Annotated in this window: 19 protein-coding genes, 4 tRNA genes and 3 pseudogenes; 17 read left to right on the top strand and 9 right to left on the bottom strand. The window is 48.0% G+C overall.

Features of this window, described 5'->3' with window-relative positions; all coding sequences use genetic code 11:
* The first annotated feature begins 78 nt into the window (after positions 1-78).
* Both EOJ37_RS14630 and EOJ37_RS15010 read left to right on the top strand, forming a co-directional pair.
* On the top strand, positions 79-327 hold the full coding sequence (locus EOJ37_RS14630; protein ID WP_206194003.1) for a hypothetical protein: 249 nt from the start codon (positions 79-81) through the stop codon (positions 325-327).
* Positions 297-410: pseudogene (locus EOJ37_RS15010) on the top strand (IS1 family transposase); the annotation flags it as partial. The gene EOJ37_RS14630 and the pseudogene EOJ37_RS15010, both read left to right, overlap by 31 nt.
* Positions 411-611: 201 nt before the next feature.
* Here the strand turns inward: EOJ37_RS15010 and EOJ37_RS01970 are convergent.
* Positions 612-1,772, bottom strand: a complete 1,161-nt coding sequence (locus EOJ37_RS01970) for an MFS transporter (RefSeq protein WP_127957110.1) — start codon at positions 1,770-1,772, stop codon at positions 612-614.
* A 131-nt stretch (positions 1,773-1,903) separates the two neighbouring features.
* On the opposite strand from EOJ37_RS01970, the gene EOJ37_RS01965 reads away from it, so the two are divergent.
* On the top strand, positions 1,904-2,788 hold the full coding sequence (locus tag EOJ37_RS01965; RefSeq protein WP_127957107.1) for a LysR family transcriptional regulator: 885 nt from the start codon (positions 1,904-1,906) through the stop codon (positions 2,786-2,788).
* A gap of 25 nt (positions 2,789-2,813) precedes the next feature.
* On the opposite strand, the pseudogene EOJ37_RS01960 reads toward EOJ37_RS01965, so the two are convergent.
* The 3 genes and pseudogenes from EOJ37_RS01960 to EOJ37_RS01950 all read right to left on the bottom strand — a co-directional run.
* A pseudogene (locus EOJ37_RS01960) lies at positions 2,814-2,939 on the bottom strand (IS630 family transposase); the annotation flags it as partial.
* 60 nt (positions 2,940-2,999) lie between these two features.
* Positions 3,000-3,344, bottom strand: a pseudogene (locus EOJ37_RS01955) (IS66 family transposase); the annotation flags it as partial.
* Between the two features lie 87 nt (positions 3,345-3,431).
* Positions 3,432-3,770 carry a tRNA-binding protein gene (locus EOJ37_RS01950; protein ID WP_127957101.1) on the bottom strand — a complete coding sequence of 113 codons (339 nt, stop codon included), beginning with the start codon at positions 3,768-3,770 and terminating at the stop codon, positions 3,432-3,434.
* A 581-nt stretch (positions 3,771-4,351) separates the two neighbouring features.
* Here EOJ37_RS01950 and ldtD point away from each other — a divergent pair.
* The 3 genes from ldtD to EOJ37_RS01935 all read left to right on the top strand — a co-directional run bounded on the left by ldtD (position 4,352) and on the right by EOJ37_RS01935 (position 7,728).
* A complete protein-coding gene (ldtD, locus tag EOJ37_RS01945; RefSeq protein WP_420820610.1) occupies positions 4,352-6,103 on the top strand; it encodes a L,D-transpeptidase in 1,752 nt (583 codons plus the stop codon).
* Between the two features lie 373 nt (positions 6,104-6,476).
* Positions 6,477-7,025, top strand: a complete 549-nt coding sequence (gene mepK, locus EOJ37_RS01940; RefSeq protein ID WP_127957094.1) for a peptidoglycan L,D-endopeptidase MepK — start codon at positions 6,477-6,479, stop codon at positions 7,023-7,025.
* 73 nt (positions 7,026-7,098) lie between these two features.
* Entirely contained in the window at positions 7,099-7,728 is a 630-nt protein-coding gene (locus EOJ37_RS01935) for an MBL fold metallo-hydrolase (RefSeq protein WP_127957091.1), read from the top strand.
* A 197-nt stretch (positions 7,729-7,925) separates the two neighbouring features.
* On the opposite strand, the gene EOJ37_RS01930 is transcribed toward EOJ37_RS01935, so the two are convergent.
* The 4 genes from EOJ37_RS01930 to EOJ37_RS01915 all read right to left on the bottom strand — a co-directional run bounded on the left by EOJ37_RS01930 (position 7,926) and on the right by EOJ37_RS01915 (position 8,511).
* A tRNA-Lys gene (locus EOJ37_RS01930) sits at positions 7,926-8,001 on the bottom strand.
* A 7-nt stretch (positions 8,002-8,008) separates the two neighbouring features.
* Positions 8,009-8,084, bottom strand: a tRNA-Val gene (locus EOJ37_RS01925).
* A gap of 152 nt (positions 8,085-8,236) precedes the next feature.
* A tRNA-Val gene (locus tag EOJ37_RS01920) sits at positions 8,237-8,312 on the bottom strand.
* Between the two features lie 123 nt (positions 8,313-8,435).
* Positions 8,436-8,511, bottom strand: a tRNA-Val gene (locus tag EOJ37_RS01915).
* A gap of 291 nt (positions 8,512-8,802) precedes the next feature.
* On the opposite strand from EOJ37_RS01915, the gene gltX reads away from it, so the two are divergent.
* Entirely contained in the window at positions 8,803-10,218 is a 1,416-nt protein-coding gene (gene gltX / locus EOJ37_RS01910) for a glutamate--tRNA ligase (RefSeq protein ID WP_127957088.1), read from the top strand.
* 81 nt (positions 10,219-10,299) lie between these two features.
* On the opposite strand, the gene EOJ37_RS01905 is transcribed toward gltX, so the two are convergent.
* Complete coding sequence (locus EOJ37_RS01905; protein ID WP_240651650.1) at positions 10,300-11,376, bottom strand: calcium/sodium antiporter; 1,077 nt, start codon at positions 11,374-11,376, stop codon at positions 10,300-10,302.
* 264 nt (positions 11,377-11,640) lie between these two features.
* Here EOJ37_RS01905 and EOJ37_RS01900 point away from each other — a divergent pair, with 264 nt between their 5' ends.
* The 10 genes from EOJ37_RS01900 (at position 11,641) to EOJ37_RS01855 (ending at position 21,233) form a co-directional block, all read left to right on the top strand.
* Positions 11,641-12,222, top strand: a complete 582-nt coding sequence (locus EOJ37_RS01900; RefSeq protein WP_127957085.1) for an NAD(P)H-dependent oxidoreductase — start codon at positions 11,641-11,643, stop codon at positions 12,220-12,222.
* 574 nt (positions 12,223-12,796) lie between these two features.
* Positions 12,797-14,062 (top strand): RidA family protein, encoded by a 1,266-nt coding sequence (locus tag EOJ37_RS01895; protein WP_127957081.1) that lies wholly within the window; start codon positions 12,797-12,799, stop codon positions 14,060-14,062.
* Between the two features lie 318 nt (positions 14,063-14,380).
* Positions 14,381-14,698: a non-heme iron oxygenase ferredoxin subunit gene (locus EOJ37_RS01890; protein WP_127957078.1), complete on the top strand. Its 318-nt coding sequence runs from the start codon at positions 14,381-14,383 to the stop codon at positions 14,696-14,698.
* A 1-nt stretch (position 14,699) separates the two neighbouring features.
* On the top strand, positions 14,700-15,008 hold the full coding sequence (locus EOJ37_RS01885) for a recombinase-like helix-turn-helix domain-containing protein (protein WP_127957076.1): 309 nt from the start codon (positions 14,700-14,702) through the stop codon (positions 15,006-15,008).
* A 45-nt stretch (positions 15,009-15,053) separates the two neighbouring features.
* On the top strand, positions 15,054-16,091 hold the full coding sequence (locus tag EOJ37_RS01880; RefSeq protein ID WP_127957074.1) for an aromatic ring-hydroxylating oxygenase subunit alpha: 1,038 nt from the start codon (positions 15,054-15,056) through the stop codon (positions 16,089-16,091).
* Positions 16,088-16,843: an SDR family oxidoreductase gene (locus EOJ37_RS01875; protein WP_127957072.1), complete on the top strand. Its 756-nt coding sequence runs from the start codon at positions 16,088-16,090 to the stop codon at positions 16,841-16,843. Before EOJ37_RS01880 ends, EOJ37_RS01875 begins: the two co-directional genes overlap by 4 nt.
* Positions 16,844-16,867: 24 nt before the next feature.
* Positions 16,868-17,686: an IclR family transcriptional regulator gene (locus EOJ37_RS01870; protein ID WP_127957070.1), complete on the top strand. Its 819-nt coding sequence runs from the start codon at positions 16,868-16,870 to the stop codon at positions 17,684-17,686.
* A gap of 108 nt (positions 17,687-17,794) precedes the next feature.
* The gene (locus EOJ37_RS01865; RefSeq protein WP_127957067.1) at positions 17,795-18,733 is read left to right on the top strand and encodes a VOC family protein; all 939 of its coding nucleotides are present in this window, start codon (positions 17,795-17,797) and stop codon (positions 18,731-18,733) included.
* Positions 18,730-19,938: an NAD(P)/FAD-dependent oxidoreductase gene (locus tag EOJ37_RS01860; RefSeq protein ID WP_127957065.1), complete on the top strand. Its 1,209-nt coding sequence runs from the start codon at positions 18,730-18,732 to the stop codon at positions 19,936-19,938. Before EOJ37_RS01865 ends, EOJ37_RS01860 begins: the two co-directional genes overlap by 4 nt.
* A gap of 23 nt (positions 19,939-19,961) precedes the next feature.
* On the top strand, positions 19,962-21,233 hold the full coding sequence (locus EOJ37_RS01855) for an MFS transporter (RefSeq protein WP_127957062.1): 1,272 nt from the start codon (positions 19,962-19,964) through the stop codon (positions 21,231-21,233).
* Positions 21,234-21,259 lie beyond the last annotated feature (26 nt).

Here is a 21,259-nt window from a genome sequence, read left to right as displayed (position 1 = left end):
TGAGTGGTGACAGTTATCGATTGAAGGACAAACGACGCTCAGGAGTGATATCTGAGTAAAGTAGTGGATCAATTTTGATTGATCGAATTTACCCTAAAAGTGGATCACTTTTCGGTGATCGTTGACAGCAAGGGCGGCTATGATATCCAGGTTGGCGCACACACCCAGTTGGATGGTGCGGTGATCGCCTCGGAAGCCGAAGCGGAGAAAAACCGCCTCGACACCGGCACACTGGGCTTTAGCAATATCGAAAACCGCGCCGCGTATGATGTGGAACAGCAACAGATCAGCGCTAACGCAAGACTCTCGGATACTCAAAATCAGTAGAAATGCATGACAAAATTATCGGTACATTCACGGGGCGGGATTCTACTTTGATTAATATTTATACTTTAGGCGTCTGTACATAAAATCTGATGAAATTTCAGGAATAAATTGATGTTTTTTTACGTAGTAACGCCATTCTTGGTTTAAAATTAATCAATTTAAAAGTGGAATCCCGCTCTGGTACATTCATTGAGCGTGAGTATTACCTGCAATAACCAAATCTACACATTGAATACGTGACCCCAAATTTGGCTCCGATACTCGGAGCCAATATATATTGAACATTAAGCGGTAGCTACTTCTGCAGATTTTCTTTTTTGGCTTACGGTTATCGCCATTAATAAACCTACGCCGGTCACGGCGGTAGCAACTAGCGGTAAATATTGCAGTGCTATTCCGGAGTCGATGACTTCACCACCAAGCCATGCGCCACCCGCATTACCGAGATTGAATGCAGCGATGTTGAACGCAGATGCAAGTACCGGAGCCTTGCTCGCTTCTGATAATACGTAAGTCTGTAATGAAGGGATCGTAGCGAACATTGCTGCGCCAAACAGGAATGTGACCACAACCATAGCAATAGGTGAAGCAAGAGAGAAATATAATGCCAGAAGCATTACCATCAGTAATAGGAGAGTGCTACGCATACCAAAAATAACACTGATATTCGTTAAGCGAGCGCCTACTGGATTGCCTACTGCCATGCCAACACCAAACAGTAACAGTATTGCCGGTACATAACTGAGAGACATGCCTGTAATGTCTGTCAATATTGGTGAGATATATGTGAAGGCAGTAAAGGTGCCGCCAAAACCAAAGATAGTGATTAGTAACGCACGGATCATGCCTGGCTGGATAAGTGCTGCAAACTCCTGCTTTAAATTACTTGGCGCTTCTGTTTCAATATTAGGAAGTATCTTAGCGATAGATATAGCGGAGATGACACCTAGGGCTGCGATAATATAGAAGGTGCTACGCCAACCAATTTCCTGTCCGATAAAGGCTCCAATGGGTGCGCCGAAAATGTTAGCTAAAGTTGCCCCCAAGAACATCGCTGCGATTGCGCTGGCCTGCTTGTGAGGTTCTACAAGACGTGTTGCAACCACGGCTCCCAAGCCAAAGAAAGCGGCTTGAGCCAAAGCAGTAAATATACGGGCTAGAAGCATAGTGTTATAGTCTGGAGCAATAGCACAAGCTAAATTGCCCACAGTAAATAACAGCATTAATCCCACTAACACAGCTTTACGCTTTAATCCCACTAAAAAAGGAGTGAGGAAAGGTGCACCTAAGACTACCCCTAAAGCATATCCAGTAACTAGAAAACCTGATTGTGGAATAGTTACACTAAGATCTAACGCAATCTGTTGCAGTAAACCCATGATGACGAATTCACTGGTGCAGATTGCAAAAGCACCGATAGAAAGCGCCCATATAGCGATTGGCATTGTTATGTACCTTGTGAAGTTGTATGTAATACGTTACGATTGTCAAAATTCTGTACGAAGTTATGATAGTGTAACTGGTGCATAACTAAAAACATGTGTATTCTTTTTTCACTAACAACTCCAGGTGTTTAATGGATCAAATCACCAGCATGGAAACGTTCGTTACTGTAGTTCAAAGCGGTAGTTATGCTTCGGCTGCAGATATTCTTGGCATTTCTTCAACTATGGTTGCCAAGCACATTAATAGACTTGAGTCAAATCTTGAGATTAAGCTTCTGAACCGTACCACTCGCAAACAAAGCCTGACCGAGCCTGGTACTATGTATTACCATCACTGCATAGAAATTTTGGAAAAAATGCAGGCGAAGGTATCTGAAATACGTGAGTTTAACTCGAAGCCTTCCGGCACCCTGAAAATCACTGCACCGATTACTTTTGGCTCAGAATACTTGGCGAACCATATTCACGAATTCATGCATATGTACCCTGATGTGAGAATTAATCTTGTGCTGAGTGATTTCGTGGTTGACTTGATTGGCGGTCAATATGACCTCGCATTTCGAATTGGTGATGTTGCAGATTCGGGGATGATAGCCCGACCGTTGAAGCCTTATCGCTTAGTAGTGTGCGCGGCGCCACGATACCTTGCTCGTTATGGAGAACCTGAGACACCGTTAGATCTGGAAAATCATAATTGTTTGCTATTCAATGGTCATAGCATTCTCCATAACTGGGCCTTTTCAACTCAGAATTCAAATATTCGTGTGGAGTTAAATGGGAATGTTAGAATAAACAATGGATTTGCGCTAAAAAATGCTGCTTTAAATGGGGCTGGAATTATGATACAGCCTGAGATTTTGTTAGAAAATGAATTACAAAATGGCACATTGATTGAGATCCTAAAGAATTACCCCTTACCTATTCGCCCGATTAATTTAATTTATCTTCGTGACCAAAAAATGCCTCTGAGATTACGCGAGTTTATTAAGTTTTGCATGAAAAAGTGGGGGATATAAACCTAAATAGCCGCTCCTAATACCGCTACACTTTTGCCATCCCATGTTTAGCTCCGGGGAATGGGCTGAGGGTTTCCATAAAATGACGAACCTTTTTCAACAACTGCCACATTGCACGGCACTGATGATTGCGGGTTATGGTGTCATGAAGGTAAACATCCGGCGATCTCACCTTGCGAGTTTATGTTAAGCGGTTAAGGTGAGCGGCAGATTAGGTGGATGAGGAGAAGGTGTTACCGGGCAGAGGCAGCAGTTGGTCCAGTTGACTATTTTTCCACGTTGGAAGATGCGTCAACACAAAGTGCAACCAGGTAAACGGCTCTATGCCATTGAGTTTAGCGGTTTGCAGCAGGCTCATGATACCGGCCATGCGCTGCCCGGCCAGCAATGAACCGGCAAACAACCAGTTCTTCCTCCCCAAGGCGATAGGACGGATGCAATTTTCAATATGATTGTTGTCAATCGGTATTCGCCCATCGTCAAGATAAGTGAGTAACGCAGGCCAACGTTTCAAGGCATGCACGATGGCTTTGTGAATACCCGAGTTACTGGGAACTGCCCACGGTGCAATCGACGTACCGCCAACCATACTGAGCCGTGTCTTCTGATGCAGATAAATTATCGCTCTGATAAAGAAACGTGGCTAAAGCAGACGACTTCCGTTGGGAACGGGATACTGGAAACTGGCTAGTACCACCTTGCCCTCTGCATCATGTACTCCAGTTACTAGTACTTCCGATTTCACACCGGCTATGCGTTTGGGTTCGAAGTTACACACACAGAGCACTTGCTGACCAATAAGATTTTCCGCAGAGTAATGGTCAGTAATCTGGGCGCTAGATTGACGTATCCCAATCAGCCCTAAGTCGATTTTGATAATGTACGCCGGTTTACGTGCTTTGGCATTCAGCTCTGCGCTGATCACAGTACCTACCCGCAGATCCACTTTTTCAAAATCAAACCAATCAATGATATCAGCCATTATAAGAATTCCTTTGCATTCAAAAAGAGACAATAAATCAGTACGCTAGCGATTATAACAACAAAAAAGATGATACTAGCCACCAAGATTCCAATTTGCCCACGGAGTCAGCCAGATCAATCGTTGCCATCAATCATCCCAAATCCAAAGAGCACACTAACACTAAGATTGCGTCACGATCTTCTGATTAAGTCTATGAATATATTTATTATTTAACTCTACCTCATGGTAATGTATTAATATAACAGTTATTTTTATTTTCATGCAGGTTGCTTGGTCATTTTTCACTTTTGAGCAGGGTTTATTTTCAGTATCAAATGACAGCAAAGTATTGCTGGTTGTAATTGCATTACTGCGACACAGCGCATAGATTTGAGTTATTCCAGCGCTAGATAGTGAACGCGCAGAGTAACGCATGAATGTCAAGTTGAGCAGCAAATCTAACCAATCAGGCTTCTATTTCAACAGTTCATCGCAGGGTTGTGGACTGTCCGTAAGCCAACGGCAAAAAGACTATTCTGTTTCTATACTGAACCAAGTAGTGAGATAAGTAGTTTTTTATATGGTAAAGAGGCTTAATGATGTTGATTAAAGTGGGTAAAAAAACAAAAAATAAAATATTAATCTGCATTGTTGCATCCTTTGCCATGCAATCCTTGGTTGTTCAAGCAGAGTTGCTGGCTATGCCTGTGGTGCCATTAGCGCTTAGCTCTGAGCAGAATAGTCAGTTGTCATTACAGGCTAAGCTACCGGTTGGCGTTCGGTTGTATTACCCTGCGCTGCTAGCGAAACTCTACACTGCTAATCAGATGCAGCCACTGTGGCAAGATAAACACGCACAGTCACAGTTTCAGCAACAACTGGCCGAGTTGGCAATATCCGGTATTCAACCTCAGTTTTCACAATGGGTTAAGACGTTACTTCACCCCGAAATTGGTGACATGGCACGTGATATTGTGTTGACGGATGCGTTGCTTGGTTACTTACAGTTTATCTCCTCATTGGGGGGAGAGGGGTATCACAAGCTATACCGCACCACGCTAAGTCAATTACCTGCGCCGGCCAGTGTACTTGTCAATAGCTGGTTGCAGGCTGTTGAACAGCATAGAACATTAAACTATATCAATCGATTAGAACCACAACATCCGCAGTATAAAAAAATGCAGCGGGCACTGCGTGCGGTGTTGGCAGACCAGCAGCCGTGGCCGAGAATGAAGGAGTCAGTCAGTTTACGTCCAGGGCAGCGTAGTAGTGATCTACCGATGTTACGTGAAATCTTGTTGCGTACCGAAATGTTAAAACCCACCCCGGAGACTATTCCTCGGCTGTTGGTCTCGGAGGTGTATCACAATCCAGCGATGCCATTGTTGCTTACTGGTGGGACGAGTTCTTCAGCATCACAGAGCAAGCGCGTGGTGGCTGATAAGTACTACGGTGAAGAGTTGGTCGATGCGGTAAAGCAGTTTCAACAGTGGCACGGCTTGACACCTGATGGCGTTATTGGCAGCCAGACGCGCGCTTGGCTGAATACCTCACAACAGCAGCGTGCGGCATTGCTGGCGCTGAATATGCAGCGGCTGAGGATACTACCCGGAAATGTAAAGACCGCTATTATGGTTAACATTCCGAACTACTCGCTGAGCTACTATCTCAATGGCCGTGAGGTGTTGGCATCGAATGTGATTGTCGGAATGCCGAAGCGTAAAACGCCGCTAATGAACAGTTCACTCAATAGTGTGGTGATCAATCCGCCGTGGAATGTGCCAGTCAAGTTGATCCGTGAAGATATTTTACCCAAGGCCCGACGTGATCCTAGCTATTTAGTTCGCCATCGTTACCGTGTCTTTAGCGGAAACAGTGTGGAGCATGGTGTGGTTGATCCTACCAGTATCGATTGGAGTTCAGTTTCTACACGCAACTTCCCCTATCGGCTACAACAAGCCCCGGGCGCTGATAACTCACTGGGGTTGTACAAATTCAATATGCCGAACTCGAAAGCTATCTATCTGCATGACACACCGAAACGTGAATTGTTCGACAAAGATATTCGCGCACTCAGTTCCGGTTGTGTGCGGGTGGGCAAAGCGGAAGATTTGGCGCAGATGCTACTCAACGATGCTGGATGGGATAATGCGCGTATTTCAGCAACGCTAAAAAGAGGAAAAACTACACATGTCGATGTGCAGCAACAGATCCCGGTACGCCTTTACTATTTGACTGCTTGGGTCGATGAGCAGGAAAAACCGCAGTATCGTACTGACATCTATCACTATGATATCTCAGTAAAAATGGCAGAGAGTATTATCACTCAAGCCAAGCAGTTAATGCTTTAAATTCAATCGGTTTTCAGCGGGTGGGCATCTTGTCCACCCATTTTTTTATCCGCTTCGCGAACTGCCTTCCGAGCTGTTTTCCCAGATTGTAGCCTGTCCGTTAGGCGGCTGAGCGCTATTTTCCGGGTTATGCCTGCTTCCAGTTTTTCATATACTGGGCTATATACATTAACATGTCTGTTGTTTTTTCCTGGGGTTACCCTCCGATCATGGTACAGATCAAAAAGCTCCAAATGATGAGTTAGCTCGATCAATCTCTATTTTTGTCAATTGATGTAAGGATGGTGAAGTGGTTGTTGACTCTATTTCGGCTGCCGGTTATCTTGCCGCCCATTGGATTTATTTTGATACTGTTGCTGGGTAAAACGAATATATGAACCAAATTGATCATTCACGTCGCAAATGGTTGGTGTCAGGTGCAGCTATGATGGGAATGGCAATGCTGCCAAAAACAGTGGTTGCCAGCCTCGGTACCGATCGGCCGCGCATTTTACAATTAAAAAATATGCACACCGGGGAGTTCATTAAGGCAGAGTTTTTTGACGGAACTGATTATGTCAAAGAAGAACTACTGCGATTAAATCACCTGTTTCGTGATCATCGTATCAATCGAAGCATGGAGATCGACCCGGGTCTTTTTGACTATATCTACCGCCTACAGGGGCTGCTTGGTAGCAATAAACCGATACAACTGATGTCTGGATATCGTTCTCTGACCACCAATAATAATCTGCGTGAGCGCAGTAGTGGGGTGGCAAAGAACAGCTATCACACTAAGGGACAGGCCATGGACTTTAATATCCCAGGTGTTGAGTTACGCCATATCCGCAGTGCGGCATTGAAAATGCGTGCCGGTGGTGTAGGATACTACCCACGTAGCAACTTTGTGCACATTGATACTGGCCCAGTGCGTAGCTGGTAATCACGGCAGAACAACATTAATACTGTTAACGCCACTCATGTGCTGCATGGGTGGCGTTGCTTTATGGGGCTTTATGAAATATCGCATTATTCCTGTTACGGCATTTAGCCAAAATTGTACCTTACTCTGGTGTGAGACAACGCGGCAGGCTGCACTGGTTGACCCTGGTGGTGATAGTGAAAAGCTGAAATCAGCAGTGAATGACAGTGGGGTGCAGGTGAGCCAGATTCTGCTGACTCATGGGCATCTTGATCATGTTGGTGCTGCGGCTGAACTTGCGCTGCATTATCAGGTGCCGATTTACGGCCCAGGCAAGCAAGATGACTTCTGGTTAGCGGGATTGCCAGCACAGAGCCAGCTATTTGGTTTTAGTGACTGCCCTCCATTAACTCCGACGCGTTGGCTGGTAGAAGGTGACGAGTTACAGATTGGTGAAGTCAGACTGCAGGTGTTGCATGCTCCCGGACATACTCCTGGTCATATGGTGTTTTTTGCCCGAGAAGCCGGTCTGGCATTGGTGGGGGATGTGCTGTTTAACGGTGGTGTAGGGCGTAGCGACTTTCCTCAAGGGAACCATCAAACTTTGATCGCTTCAATTCGTAATAAACTACTGCCGTTAGGTGATGAAGTGATGTTTATTCCTGGTCATGGACCGATGTCCAGTTTTGGGCATGAGCGCATCACCAATCCATTTTTGCAGTAAGCAGGGCTTGGCTTGTAATCAGCTTGAGATCAGGTTACAGGCCAGATGGTATAGAGATTGAGCTGGTGCATAAATCAATCTTATAGTACAGAAATAGACCAATAACCGAACGCGGGAGCTCTGCGGATGCCAAGCGCTAGCGCCATGTTACCTTCCGGTGTACTAGCATCGACAACAAGCTAAGGAGTGGTTTTAAGTGGTGGGTCGTGCAGGATTCGAACCTGCGACCAATTGATTAAAAGTCAACTGCTCTACCGACTGAGCTAACGACCCGCAGAAGTGGTGGGTGATGACGGGCTCGAACCGCCGACCCCCTCCGTGTAAAGGAGATGCTCTACCAACTGAGCTAATCACCCACTTCAGCCGCTTACTGTGTAAAAATTTGATGTCGAGGCCAGTTTATTGGCTAATTGATAACTGTGTGCTCAGCTTAGAACTGAAATAACACCAGGCCAACAACAATGCTCGGACAACAAACAACAGTAGCAATACGTTAATAGAAAAATGATGGTGGGCGATGACGGGCTCGAACCGCCGACCCCCTCCGTGTAAAGGAGATGCTCTACCAACTGAGCTAATCGCCCTCATTTTGCTACTTACTGCTTTGTCGACACACTTAACAAGCTTAACCGCCAGCGTGCACAACAACTAACCATGAAAGTTGAGCCGGAGTTAATAGTCACGTACCAAACAATCATGCAGCAAGATGGTGGGCGATGACGGGCTCGAACCGCCGACCCCCTCCGTGTAAAGGAGATGCTCTACCAACTGAGCTAATCGCCCTCTTGCTGGTGCTGCATTATAGGGATAGTTCGATATGAGTCAACGCTTTTTAAAATGATTTCAGTTGTTCGACGCAAATTTAGTCAATTGACTGTTGAGATCTTTATTGGAAACAGCAGGATAATTCGGTACTACTGCCTTGGCTATACACGGCAGCAGAGAGTGCACTGGCATTGAGGAATTAATCGGTAGTGGTAGAATGTGCGACAGTTTTTAACTGGCAAACTCTCGCTGGCAAGAGCACTAGCGGCAATTTAACCTAAGACGTTGCATCATAAGGCTGTGAATTGAATGAAAATCAAAACCCGTTTTGCCCCAAGTCCTACTGGCTATCTTCATGTTGGCGGCGCACGTACTGCGCTTTATTCTTGGTTATTTAGCCGTCATGCCGGCGGTGAGTTTGTGTTGCGTATTGAAGATACCGATCTCGAACGTTCAACCCAAGAGGCGATAGATGCCATTATGGCGGGGATGAACTGGTTAAATCTGGATTGGGATGAAGGCCCCTATTTTCAGACCAAACGTTTTGATCGCTACAACGCGGTGATTGAGCAGATGTTGCAACAAGGCACCGCCTACAAATGCTACTGCTCGAAGGAACGTCTGGAGAGCGTGCGTGAACAGCAGATGGCGGCAGGTGAAAAGCCGCGTTACGATGGTCATTGCCGAGATAACGCTAGCAATCACGATGAACATCAGCCGCATGTGGTGCGATTCCGTAACCCGCAAACCGGCTCGGTGATTTTTGATGATAAAATCCGTGGCCCGATCGAATTCAGTAATCAGGAACTGGATGATCTGATCATTCGCCGTAGCGACGGCGCGCCTACCTACAATTTTTGTGTGGTGATTGATGACTGGGATATGGCAATCACCCATGTCATCCGTGGTGAAGACCATATTAATAACACACCACGCCAGATCAATATTCTGAAAGCGCTCGGCGCACCGGTGCCGGAGTATGCCCATGTTTCGATGATCTTGGGTGATGATGGTAAGAAACTCTCCAAACGTCATGGTGCGGTAGGTGTCATGCAGTACCGTGACGACGGCTATCTGCCACAGGCTTTATTAAATTACTTGGTGCGGTTGGGGTGGTCACATGGTGATCAGGAGATTTTTTCCCTCGATGAGATGAAAACTCACTTTACCATTGAGGCGATCAATAAGTCTGCCAGCGCGTTCAATACTGAAAAGTTACAGTGGTTGAACCATCACTATATCAATCATTTGCCTGCGGAAGAGGTGGCAACTCACTTAGCTTGGCACATGGAGCAGCAAGGAATCGATACTACTCAGGGCCCAGTATTAACAGAGCTTGTCAAGCTGATGGGTGAACGCTGCAAAACATTAAAAGAGATGGCACAAGCCAGCCGCTATTTCTATCAGGATTTCAGTGAGTTTGATGCAGATGCAGCGAAGAAACATCTGCGTCCGGTGGCGCGTCAACCATTGCAATTGGTGCGTGAGAAATTGGCAGCGATCAGGGAGTGGAGCGTAGAGAGCATACATCACGCGATCCAGAGTAGTGCTGATGAGTTGGCTGTTGGCATGGGTAAAGTGGGAATGCCACTGCGCGTTGCGGTGACCGGTGCAGGGCAGTCACCGGGGATGGATGTTACGGTACACGCGATAGGGCAGCAATGCACGTTAGCGCGTATCGATCAGGCATTGGCTTACATTACAGCGCGTGAAACGCAGAACTAGCGTTTGTTTTTTCGCATCACTTAACATCAAAACAACCAAGGGCTAGCGGTGATGCTAGCCCTTGCTTAGCGTGACGACGCATTACTGCCCAAATACACTGTACAGCAGATAGGCGGTATAGCCGATATAGCTAGTTAACAGTAATGCACCAGCAACTCGGTTGATGCGTCCAGGTTTAGCAAACCGGTAGCCAAGTACAAACAGTGATAATGTCAGCACAGCCATCACTAACATGTCGCGGTTTAAAACGTCTGCACTGACGGTCATTGGATGGATGATACCCGCAATACCAACTACTGCTAGAGTGTTAAACAGGTTTGAACCAAGCACGTTGCCTAGCGCGATATCGTGTTCACCTTTACGGGTAGCAATGACCGAAGAGGCCAACTCGGGTAACGAGGTGCCCACCGCAACAATGGTCAGACCGATAATCAGATCGCTGACGCCGAAACTGTGAGCGATTTCGACTGCACCCCAGACCAAAATACGTGAACTGACGATCAGCAGCAGTAGCCCGACCACCAGCCAGAGCAGTGCGCGGTTGATCGGCATTGTGTTTATCTGTAGCTCTTGCTCAGTCTCACTGCCCAACGCATCATCTTTTTGTTTTAAGCCTTGCCAGATACTCCAGGCCATGAGACCAGCAAAGATTACCAGTAACACCACGGCATCAAAGCGCGAAATTGCGCCATCCCACAACTGCCATGCGGCTAATCCGGTTACCAGAGCCAGGATAGGCAACTCTTTGCGCAGTACCTGTGAATGAACAGCAATCGGGCTGAGCAGAGCGGTGATACCAAGGATCAACGCAATGTTAGTGATATTGGAACCATAAGCATTACCCAGTGCGATGCCAGGATTGCCCTGTGAAGCAGCCAAGGCGGAAACCACCATCTCTGGTGCTGAAGTGCCGAAACCGACAATCACCATGCCAATTAACAGCGGAGGCATGCCGAAATGGCGAGCGGTACAGGCTGAACCCTCAACAAAACGGTCAGCACTCCATACCAGCAGAGCTAAACCAACAATTACAGCAATAAAGGCCAATGTCATACAGAAAAAATTCCTTGAAAGTTGATCGAGAAAGTAACCAATAACAAGAATACCGCGCTTTTCCAGAACTGTCTGTGCGATTTTTTTCCATTGGGGATTCAACACGCCAGCCCGTTGGTGTGCCAGAAATCGACGATAGTCAGCTAACTATTTATTAAACAGACTAATCGAGAACACATGCTGTCGGGAGGATAGCGGATCCAACGCCATTGGTTACTGTAGAGCGCAATAAAACTGGGTGTTATTTATGGTTAAACAGTGTTAAACGGCGAGTGACGACAACCTGAGGATCGCTTACACTGCACCGCACCAGGAAACAGATGGTTATCCTAGCCATAACACTTTTTATTCTGACAAGACCCAATACTCATGAGCAATATTCTGATTATTAATGCAAAAAAACAGTTTTCGCACTCCGCTGGTCAACTAAATCAAACGTTAAGTGATGTTGCAGAGGATTTTCTGCGGGCAGCCAATCATCAGGTACAAGTCACCGTGGTTGATGATGGTTATGATATCGACACCGAGTTACAGAAACTGCTGTGGGCTGATATCGTAATCTACCAAATGCCTGGTTGGTGGATGGGAGAGCCTTGGATTATGAAGAAGTATATCGATGAGGTTTTCACTGCTGGACATGGCAAATTGTATGCCAACGATGGCCGTTCACAGTCTGATGCCAGTAAAAAATATGGTTCTGGTGGCCTGTCACAAGGGAAAAAGTATATGTTGAGTCTCACTTGGAATGCGCCGTTAGAAGCCTTTACCGAGCCGGATCAATTTTTCCACGGTGTTGGCGTAGATGGTGTCTATCTGCATTTTCATAAGATAAATCAATTTATTGGCATGGAAGCATTACCGACATTTATCTGCAACGATGTGATGAAGCAGCCGAACATAGCTACCGACATTGATCGTTTGCGAGCACATCTTGGCGCGATATTGGCGTAACAGGCATCAAAACCGATCTGACTAGCGGGATTGTAGTGGCCATTTTGTTGTTGTGCAGCGAGCGAAATCTTCACTCACTGCGGCAGTGACTCAGTGACTCAGTGACTCAGTGACTCAGTGACAGTGATTCACTGACTTTGGCGCACAGGGAAGTACGCCGAGCAATCGGACTGTGCTATTTACTGTTTCTATTTACTGTTTCTACTTGCTGTTTCTACGGCCAGTGATGTAACTGCCAGTAATATCTACCGTTAATGACTTCTTTTCCCAGTAATATCTCACCTAAATCACCGCTGTCCTCAGCGATACATCCTGCCGATAACACAAGCTTTGAATGAAGTGGTGTGATGCTTAATCTTTGCACACATTCTTGCCCCACCATAACAACCGCTGCGGCAGCCACCATATAACTATTTTTAGCTATATAATCGACCTTATAAGAACGAAATATAATAAATAGTTATCTATACAATAAGTTTTATATGTGAAATAATTTATTTTCAATGAGTTATGTGAGATGTGGCATGAAAATTGTATAGAATTTTTTATAAAAATCTTAACGGAGAAGATTTATATGAGCAACTTTAATGCAGTGCTAGCAAGAAACAGTGATAACGCACCAACAGATCTCGGCCCCTATTCACATACTGTGGCCTTCTCGCATTACAACAACCTTTCTGCTCAGTTACCGATTGATCCTAACAGCGGCAAATTGGTGGATGGCGGCATAGCAGCACAGGCAACACAATGTTTTAACAACATCAAGGCAGTGCTAGCCAGCATCGGCCACGTGATGAACGATGTGATCAGGATCAGTGTATTTGTCCAAAATATTAGAGATCTAGATGCTGTTGATCAGGTTTACAAAACCTTCTTTCCTACCTATCTTCCTACACGTACCACAGTTGCAGTTGCCGCTTTGCCACTTGGCGCACTGGTGCAGGTTGAAGCATTGATCTCGAATGGTGAGGGCACCATTCCGAATGCACCACAAGCAGGCGATTTGATCAAGCTAGCCAATAACACGGCTAACGCGCCAGTCTGTGCGCTCTCCACTCAGACAGTGGCCTTTTCGCACTATAACAATATCACCGCACAGTTACCGATTGACCCCAAATCAGGCAAATTAGTCAGCGGCGGGGTACGCGAACAGGCAGCGCAGTGCCTGAAGAATGTGAAAGCTATCCTAGAAAGTATCGATGTGCCAATCGATGATATTGTGAAAATCAATGTGTTCCTGAAAAATCTATCAGATCTTGAAGCAGTAGATCAGGTTTATACCACCTTTTTCCCTGATTCTGCGATCGCACGTGCAGCAGCTTACTTTCCAGCTCGCACCGTGATTGCCGCTTCAGCACTGCCAATGGATGCGTTAGTGCAAATTGAAGCAGTGGTATCACACGGTGATGGCACACCACCACAACAGGTTGAAGATCGTCACGGTATTGTGATCAAAGCCAGAAATACCACTAAAGCACCCAACCACCCACTATCAACACAAACCGTTGCTTTTTCGCACTATAACCATCTATCAGCCCAGTTACCGTTAGATCCGATCAGCGGCAAAAAAGTGGCGGGTGGCATTAAGCAGCAAACTGAACAGTGCTTAAACAACATCAAAGCGATTGTAGAGAGCATCGAACACGCGATGGCCGATGTGGTTAAGGTAAACATTTTCCTGAAAAATATTGAAGATATTGCTGCCGTTGATGCGGTCTACAGCACTTTCTTCCCAGGAGGTGTTCCGGCCAGAAGAGTGGTCGGGGTAGCCGAGTTGCTGGAAGATGCACTGATCCAGATCGATGTAGTGCTGGGCAATGCGGAAGGTACTTCTCCATAACCTATTGTAATTAAAGTTTAATTAAACTTGCCCACTATAATGTTGTTGGTGGGCTCATGATTCAGTGCTCCGACTGAGTCAGTTGGCACACTCTTCGTATTTTCTCCTTTTCCTCTCGCTTGCTTGGCAATATGCGTGAATAGCATAGCAATCATATCGATTTTTTTGTGATCCTCATCGCATTGTTAACTATTTGCCAACCTTTTTTTAACAAAAATAGACTGTACATCTTGACGGCATGTTAGCCATATCTATAGTGGGTGTATTAAATAATAAACTTAGTTTCATATATGAAACACTTAGCATGAGGAAAAAACGATGAGCTGGAGGAGTGTGTGTGAAGTATCGCAAGTAAAGGCTGATTTTCCTTTCTCTGCCAACATAGAGGGAAAAGAGATCGGCGTTTATTTGGTTGATGGTCAATATTACGCACTGGAAGATGTTTGCCCACATGCTTATGCCTTGCTAAGCCAAGGCTTTGTGGAAGATGGCAAAGTTGAGTGTCCACTGCATGAAGCTCAGTTTGATGTGCGTACTGGGCAGTGTCTGCGTGAACCCGGAGGTCGCAATTTGCGCACTTACCCCACCCGGGTGATCGACAATCAAATCCAAATCACCTTCATTTCGGAGGAGTAATATGCAACCGATTACCGATATCAACCCCTATTTGCCAGATACCCAACAGGTCAAACCTGATCGTATCGGTGGCAATGGTCATATTCACCAGCCAGGCCAATATCAGAATGTGATCTGGCAAACGCGCGCACGCGTGCCAGATCCGTTTGAAACGGCACTGATCGCGACATTGGAACAGATTTTTGAACAGGGGATCGAGCAGTTGGATCAACTGGTCAACGCGCTCAATCAGCAGCGTGTATTTGATCGCAGTGGCCAGCCGTGGAGCGAGCAGAGCTTCCGCACGTTTCTTCAGACTAACGGTTTTTAACTTGCAGATGCCCAAAAGCGTGAGCAGGGTATTGGGGAGAAGATAATGACAACGCATACATCATCCACGGCACAAACAGTAGAAGAGTATCTGGAGCAAGGGATACGGGGCATATGGTACCCAGTTTTGGCCAGTTGGGAAGTGAGTAGTAATCCGGTGGGCATCACCCGCCTAGAGCAGCAGATTGTATTATGGCGTGACCAGCAAGGGCAGATCCATGCACTGGAAGATCGCTGCCCACACCGTGGCGCACGTCTATCAATGGGCTGGAACTTGGGTGATCGTATTGCCTGTTGGTACCACGGGGTTGAAGTCAGTGGCGATGGTGTGGTGCAAGATGTCCCTGCGGTTGATCGTTGCCCGTTAGTCGGCCAAAAATGTTTACGTAGCTATCCCGCCAAAGAGATCCACGGTGCGGTGTTCCTCTATTTTGGTGTTACTGCAGATGAAGAACCGTGTGAATTGAGCTTCCCACAAGAGTTGGCTAATGCAGAGGAGTACAGCAATTTTCTCTGTACCGCGAGCTGGAAATGCAACTATCAGTATGCATTGGAAAATGTGATGGATCCTATGCATGGCACCTATCTCCACTCCTCTTCGCACTCGATGGCTGAGGGTGATCGCAAAGCCGATATGACGTTAGAACCCACTGACAGCGGCTTCATCTTTAAGAAGAGTGATCAGATGGGCGTCAATTTTGACTGGGTGGAGTTTGCCAGCAGCGGGACGTACTGGATGCGCCTGTCGATCCCGTACAAAAAACGTTTTGGGCCAGGTGGACATTTCTGGATCATCGGCATGGTGGTGCCGGAAGATAAAGATCACTGCCGGGTGTTTTTCTGGCGGATCCGTAAAGTCAAAGATTGGCAGCGTGATATCTGGCGCTTTATGTATCGCAATCGCCTTGAGCAGTTGCACTGGGATGTTCTGGAACAGGATCGCATCGTGCTGGAGAACCTGGCACCGAATGCGCGTGGTCGCGAATATCTCTATCAGCATGATGTGGGGCTATCACGCTTACGGCGCATGATGCAGCGTACCGCACAGCAGCAGTTGGCCACATTGAATGAGGTTGCCCAGTGAAGACGCTGTTAGCAGGCAAGCGAATTGTGATCACGGGGGCTGCACGTGGTTTGGGGCGCAGTTTTGCCAGCGCAGTGAGCAGCGCCGGCGCTCGTGTGGTGATGTGCGATATCCTAGAACAAGAGTTGTACGACAGTGCGGCTACGTTGCGTGCTCAGGGGGCAGAGGTTGAAACTCACCTGATCGATCTTGCTTCTCCCGAATCGATCCGTACCGTTTTTGCTGCGATCGGCGAACATGGAGCGATTGATGGTTTAGTCAATAACGCGGCGCTCGCCACCGGTGTTGGTGGTAAAACCATGATGGAGTATGACATTGAACTGTGGGATCGCGTTATGCAGGTTAATGTGCGAGGCACCTGGTTGGTCAGCCAGGCTGCTGTGCCACTGTTGGCAAAAACGGCGCATGGTAAAATTGTCAATATTGCTTCAGATACTGCATTGTGGGGAGCGCCAAGATTGATGGCCTATGTTGCCAGCAAAGGGGCAGTGATCTCAATGACGCGTTCGATGGCACGCGAACTGGGTGTACATGGTATCTGCGTCAATGCAATCGCTCCGGGGTTGACGCGGGTAGAAGCAACGGAATATGTGCCAGCAGAGCGTCACCAGCTCTATGAACAGGGGCGCGCACTGGCTGGAGTTCAACAGCCAGAAGATGTCACAGGTAGCGTGCTCTATTTGCTGTCACCCCTAGCAGATTTTGTCACCGGTCAGCTATTGCCGGTTAACGGTGGTTTCATATTTAACTAACGGCTAGAGACAATGGAGGAGCATATGGCGGACGATCAGAGATGCAAATATTTGATCCCCGGTCTGGATCGTGGATTACAACTGCTACTGGCATTCGGTGAACAGCATAAAGAGATGACTTTTGCTGAGTTACACCGGTTGGTTGATATGCCGAAAGCGAGTGCTTATCGGGTAGTACAGACGTTAGAGCATCTCGGCTTTTTGGAACGTAATCCACGCACTAATACTTTTGGATTGGGAATCAAAGTATTGCGTCTCGGGTTTGAGTACATCGCTTCGCTGGATGTTGCCCAACTTGGACAACCAGTGATTGAGCAACTGCGTGATCGTAGCCAATGTAGCAGTCATCTGGCGATCCGTGATGAGCGTGATGTGGTCTATATCGCCCGTGTTAGTGCGGCAGGTTCGCAAATTAACCAGGTCAGTATTGGTTCACGCTTACCCGTACACCGGACTTCACTCGGGCGTATGTTACTGAGTAGTCTCAGCCGGGAAGAGTTTGAGCGCCTGTTTCCACATGAGGAACTGCCCGGAGAAGGGTTGGGCACACCCGCTAACCGTGAAGCGTTATGGCAAATGGTACAGCAGGATAAGGCGCGCGGGTATGTGATTGGTGAGTCCTACTTTCGGCTCGGTATCTCCTCAATTGTCTACCCCATTTTTAATCGTGAGCACCAGGTAGAAGCAGTGGTCAGCATTATGGTGCCCTCCAGCGAGATCCCGCAAGCTGATCGTGAACGACTAAGGATTGAAGTGCGTGATGCCGCTGCAAAAATATCGCGCTTCCTCGGTGCTGAAGTGCAAATAGAAACGCAAGAAGAGATGCAGGAAGCGGTAGGCTAGAGAAGCACATTTAATATTTATTCAGGTTCAGATGGACTAATGGTGCGCCATTGGTCGGGGTTTGATGACGCCTGAAAAACCTATTCAGCCAGAAGGTGAGGCATAACAATGAACGTAACAGGAATTGAAAAGCTGGAGTTTGGCGTCGAAGATCTGCCGTTGAGCGAAAGGTTTATGCAGGACTTTGGCCTGCAAGCAGTTACACAACCTGCAGATGACAACTCGCGTGAGTTTACCACCTTAAGTGGAGCCAGCGTGGTGCTCTATCCGCAGCACAGCACGCAATTACCACCAGCGTTTGAAGCAGGTTCAACTCTGCGCCGTATCACTTGGGCTGTGGCAAGTCCTAGCGCATTGACTGCCCTGCAGGCACGTTTGCAGCATCTGCCCAGCTTTCGGGTGGTGGGTGAAGCGCTCGAGTGCCAGGATCCTAACGGCATGACACTGCGTTTTGCCGTCAGCCGACAGCAACCGGTGTCGCTCCAGGTGACACCGATCAACCAGTGGGGCGATGTGCGTCGGATCGATCAGGCCAGCCCACTGTATGAAAAAGCACAACCGATCAATATCGGTCATGTGGTGTTTTTTGTTGAGGATTTGGCAGCAACAGAACAGTTTTACTGTCAACAGCTCGGTTTTCAGGTTTCTGATCGTTATATCGATCGTGCCGTTTTCCTGCGCGCTCAAGTGCGTGGTGGTCACCATGATCTGTTTCTGCTCAAGCTACCTAATCGTCCGCGCGGCTTGAACCACGTTGCCTTTAACGTGCGGGATATTAATGAAGTGATCGGTGGCGGTATTGCCATGAATCGCCAGCAGTGGAGCACCTTCATTGGCCCCGGCCGCCATCCCATCTCATCGGCCTATTTCTGGTATGTCAACAGCCCGACTGGTGGTGCATTTGAGTACTACACCAACGACGACTACCTGACCGAAAACTGGCAGCCGCGCGAGTTGGAACACTCACTGGTCTCATTTACCGAGTGGGCAGTTGAAGGTGGGATTGATCACCAGACGCGCCGCCAGCATAAGAAGGAGACATTATGAGTGGTGGCATAGTGATAGTTGGTGGTGGCCAGGCGGGTGGCTGGACGGCAAAAACCCTGCGCGATCGCGGCTACAGTGGCAAACTTACGGTGATCAGTGATGAGCCGTATGATTTTTACGAGCGGCCACCACTGTCAAAAGCGGTACTGCTGGAGCCACAGATTGCACTGAGTCGGCTATTTAGTGAACAGGTGGTGGCCAGTTTGGCGATCGACTGGTTACGGCCTGCGCGCGCTAAGGCGATCGATGCCGATCGGCAACAGGTGATACTTGATGACGGTACTCAACTGGCCTTTGATCAACTGGTGATTGCTACGGGTGGGCAGCCTCGTCTACCTGGTGCGGAGTGGGCAAGACACCCGCGAGTGATGACATTGCGCTCATGGGACGATGCATTGCGCCTGCGCCAACATCTGCGCCAGTGTCAAAATTTGGCGATTATTGGCGGCGGCTGGATCGGCCTAGAGATCGCTGCTTCTGCGCGTCAATTAGGTGTTGATGTGACGTTATTTGAACGTCAACCGGCACTCTGTATGCGCAGCGTTGGTAACGACGTTTCGGCGGCACTGCTAGCACTGCATCAACAGCATGGCGTCACGGTACATTGCGATTGTGGTGACATTCAACTGCAGGAAAATAGCGACGATCCGAACCACGCCTGGATCGCCACAGGTTGTAGTGCTGCCCAACCATTTGACTTGGTAGTGGTCGGCATCGGGGTAGAACTGAATCTGGCACTGGCAGAGAGCGCCGGTTTGCAAATAGAGGGCGGCATTGTGATCGACGGTCAGGGACGCACCAGCCACCCAGCCATTTTTGCTGTTGGAGATGTCACCCGCCATCCAGCACTTGGGATCTCACTCCAGTCCTGGGCCTATGCACAAAATCAAGCGATCAGTACTGCCAACGCGATGCTGGATGCTTCTGCGGCCAGCTATGACGATGTGGCATGGCTCTGGTCTGATCAATATCAAGTCAATATTCAGATCCTCGGTATTCCAACCGGTGGTGTTCACCACATTGCACGCACAGATGCGCAATCTTCACTGTTCTTTACTCTGAATAGCGATCGACAACTGGTGCAGATGGTGGCCTTTAACGATGCACGTGCGATTAAACTCGGCAAGCGCTGGCTAGCCAGTGGTCGCGTATTAGATCCCCAGCAACTGGCGGATGTGGAGTTTCCTCTTATGACGCTGAAATAACATCCGACCGTAAGGAGCGTTTTATGACCATGCAAGATATTGACGCCCGCGATCAGCGGGCGGGGGATGCTGTTGCCGAAAATACGCCAGAGCGGGTGCGCTGGCTGGTTCCGGTGGCACTTTTTAGCTGTGTGCTGCTGGCATTTTTCGACAAAATCAGCATTGCTGCACTGTTTTCTGATCCAGGATTTCAGCAAGCGATGGGGATCGGTTTTGATCCGGCTCGGCTTGGGCTGTTAATGAGTGCATTCCTATTCTCCTACGGTGTTTCATCGATGCTGCTCAGTGGTGTTGGTGACCGCTTTAATCCGGTCAAGGTACTGATCGGTATGATGATCTCTTGGGGCATCCTGATGGTGCTGATGGGGCTGACACACTCCTACTACACCATGATGTTGTTGCGTATTCTGCTTGGCATCGCTGAAGGGCCACTGATCCCGATGGCCTACGTGATTGTACGTCAAGCATTTCCGCAACGGTTACAAGCCCGTGCCACCATGCTCTGGCTACTCGGCACACCGATTGGCGCCGCGCTTGGTTTCCCGGTCACGCTATACATCCTCAACACCTTCGATTGGCAAAGCACCTTCTTCTTCATGGCATTTTTGACTCTGCCAACCATGTTAATGGTGCTGTTTGGCCTGAGCCACCTAAAGTTCAGCCGCACCCAAGCTAGCAGCACAAGCGGCAGCAACAAACCGGCAGTAGCTGAACGTAAACAACTAAGGCGCGAACTATTCCGCACGCCACATTTCTGGATGATCTGCCTGTTCAATATCGCCTTTCTGACCTACTTATGGGGCATGAATGGCTGGTTACCAAGCTATTTGATCAACGGCAAAGGGATCAACCTGGAACATGCTCGTTGTCTGTCATCACTGCCGTTTGTCGCCATGTTGTTTGGTGAAGTGGTTGGTGCTTGGTTATCTGATCGCTTCGATCGCCGTGCGTTGGCTTGCTTTATCTCGCTATGTGGAGCTGCGGTGGGTTTGATCTTGGTGTTGCAGCTACAAGAGACCAACAGTGTAGTGATTGCCATGTCATTCAGCACCTTCATGTGGGGCGCTGGTGCACCAAATATTTTTGCTCTGCTAGCCAAAGCGACGAGCAGCCGGGTCAGTGCGACTGCTGGTGGCATTTTTAACGGATTGGGCAACTTTGCGGGTGCATTAGCACCAGTGTTGATGGGAGTGCTGATCGCTGCCAGTCACGACATGGATAGCGGCCTGCTGTTCCTGGTGGTGGTGGCGCTGAGCGGCTCAGCCTTGTTGTTGCCATTACTGAAAAAATACTGACCCGGCTTGTGACTGATCAGCGATAG

It is taken from the genome of Serratia microhaemolytica (assembly GCF_004011885.1).
Classification (GTDB): domain Bacteria; phylum Pseudomonadota; class Gammaproteobacteria; order Enterobacterales; family Enterobacteriaceae; genus Serratia_G; species Serratia_G microhaemolytica.
The sequence above is the reverse complement of the archived record's forward strand: the minus strand, read 5'-3'. Positions and strand labels throughout refer to the sequence as shown.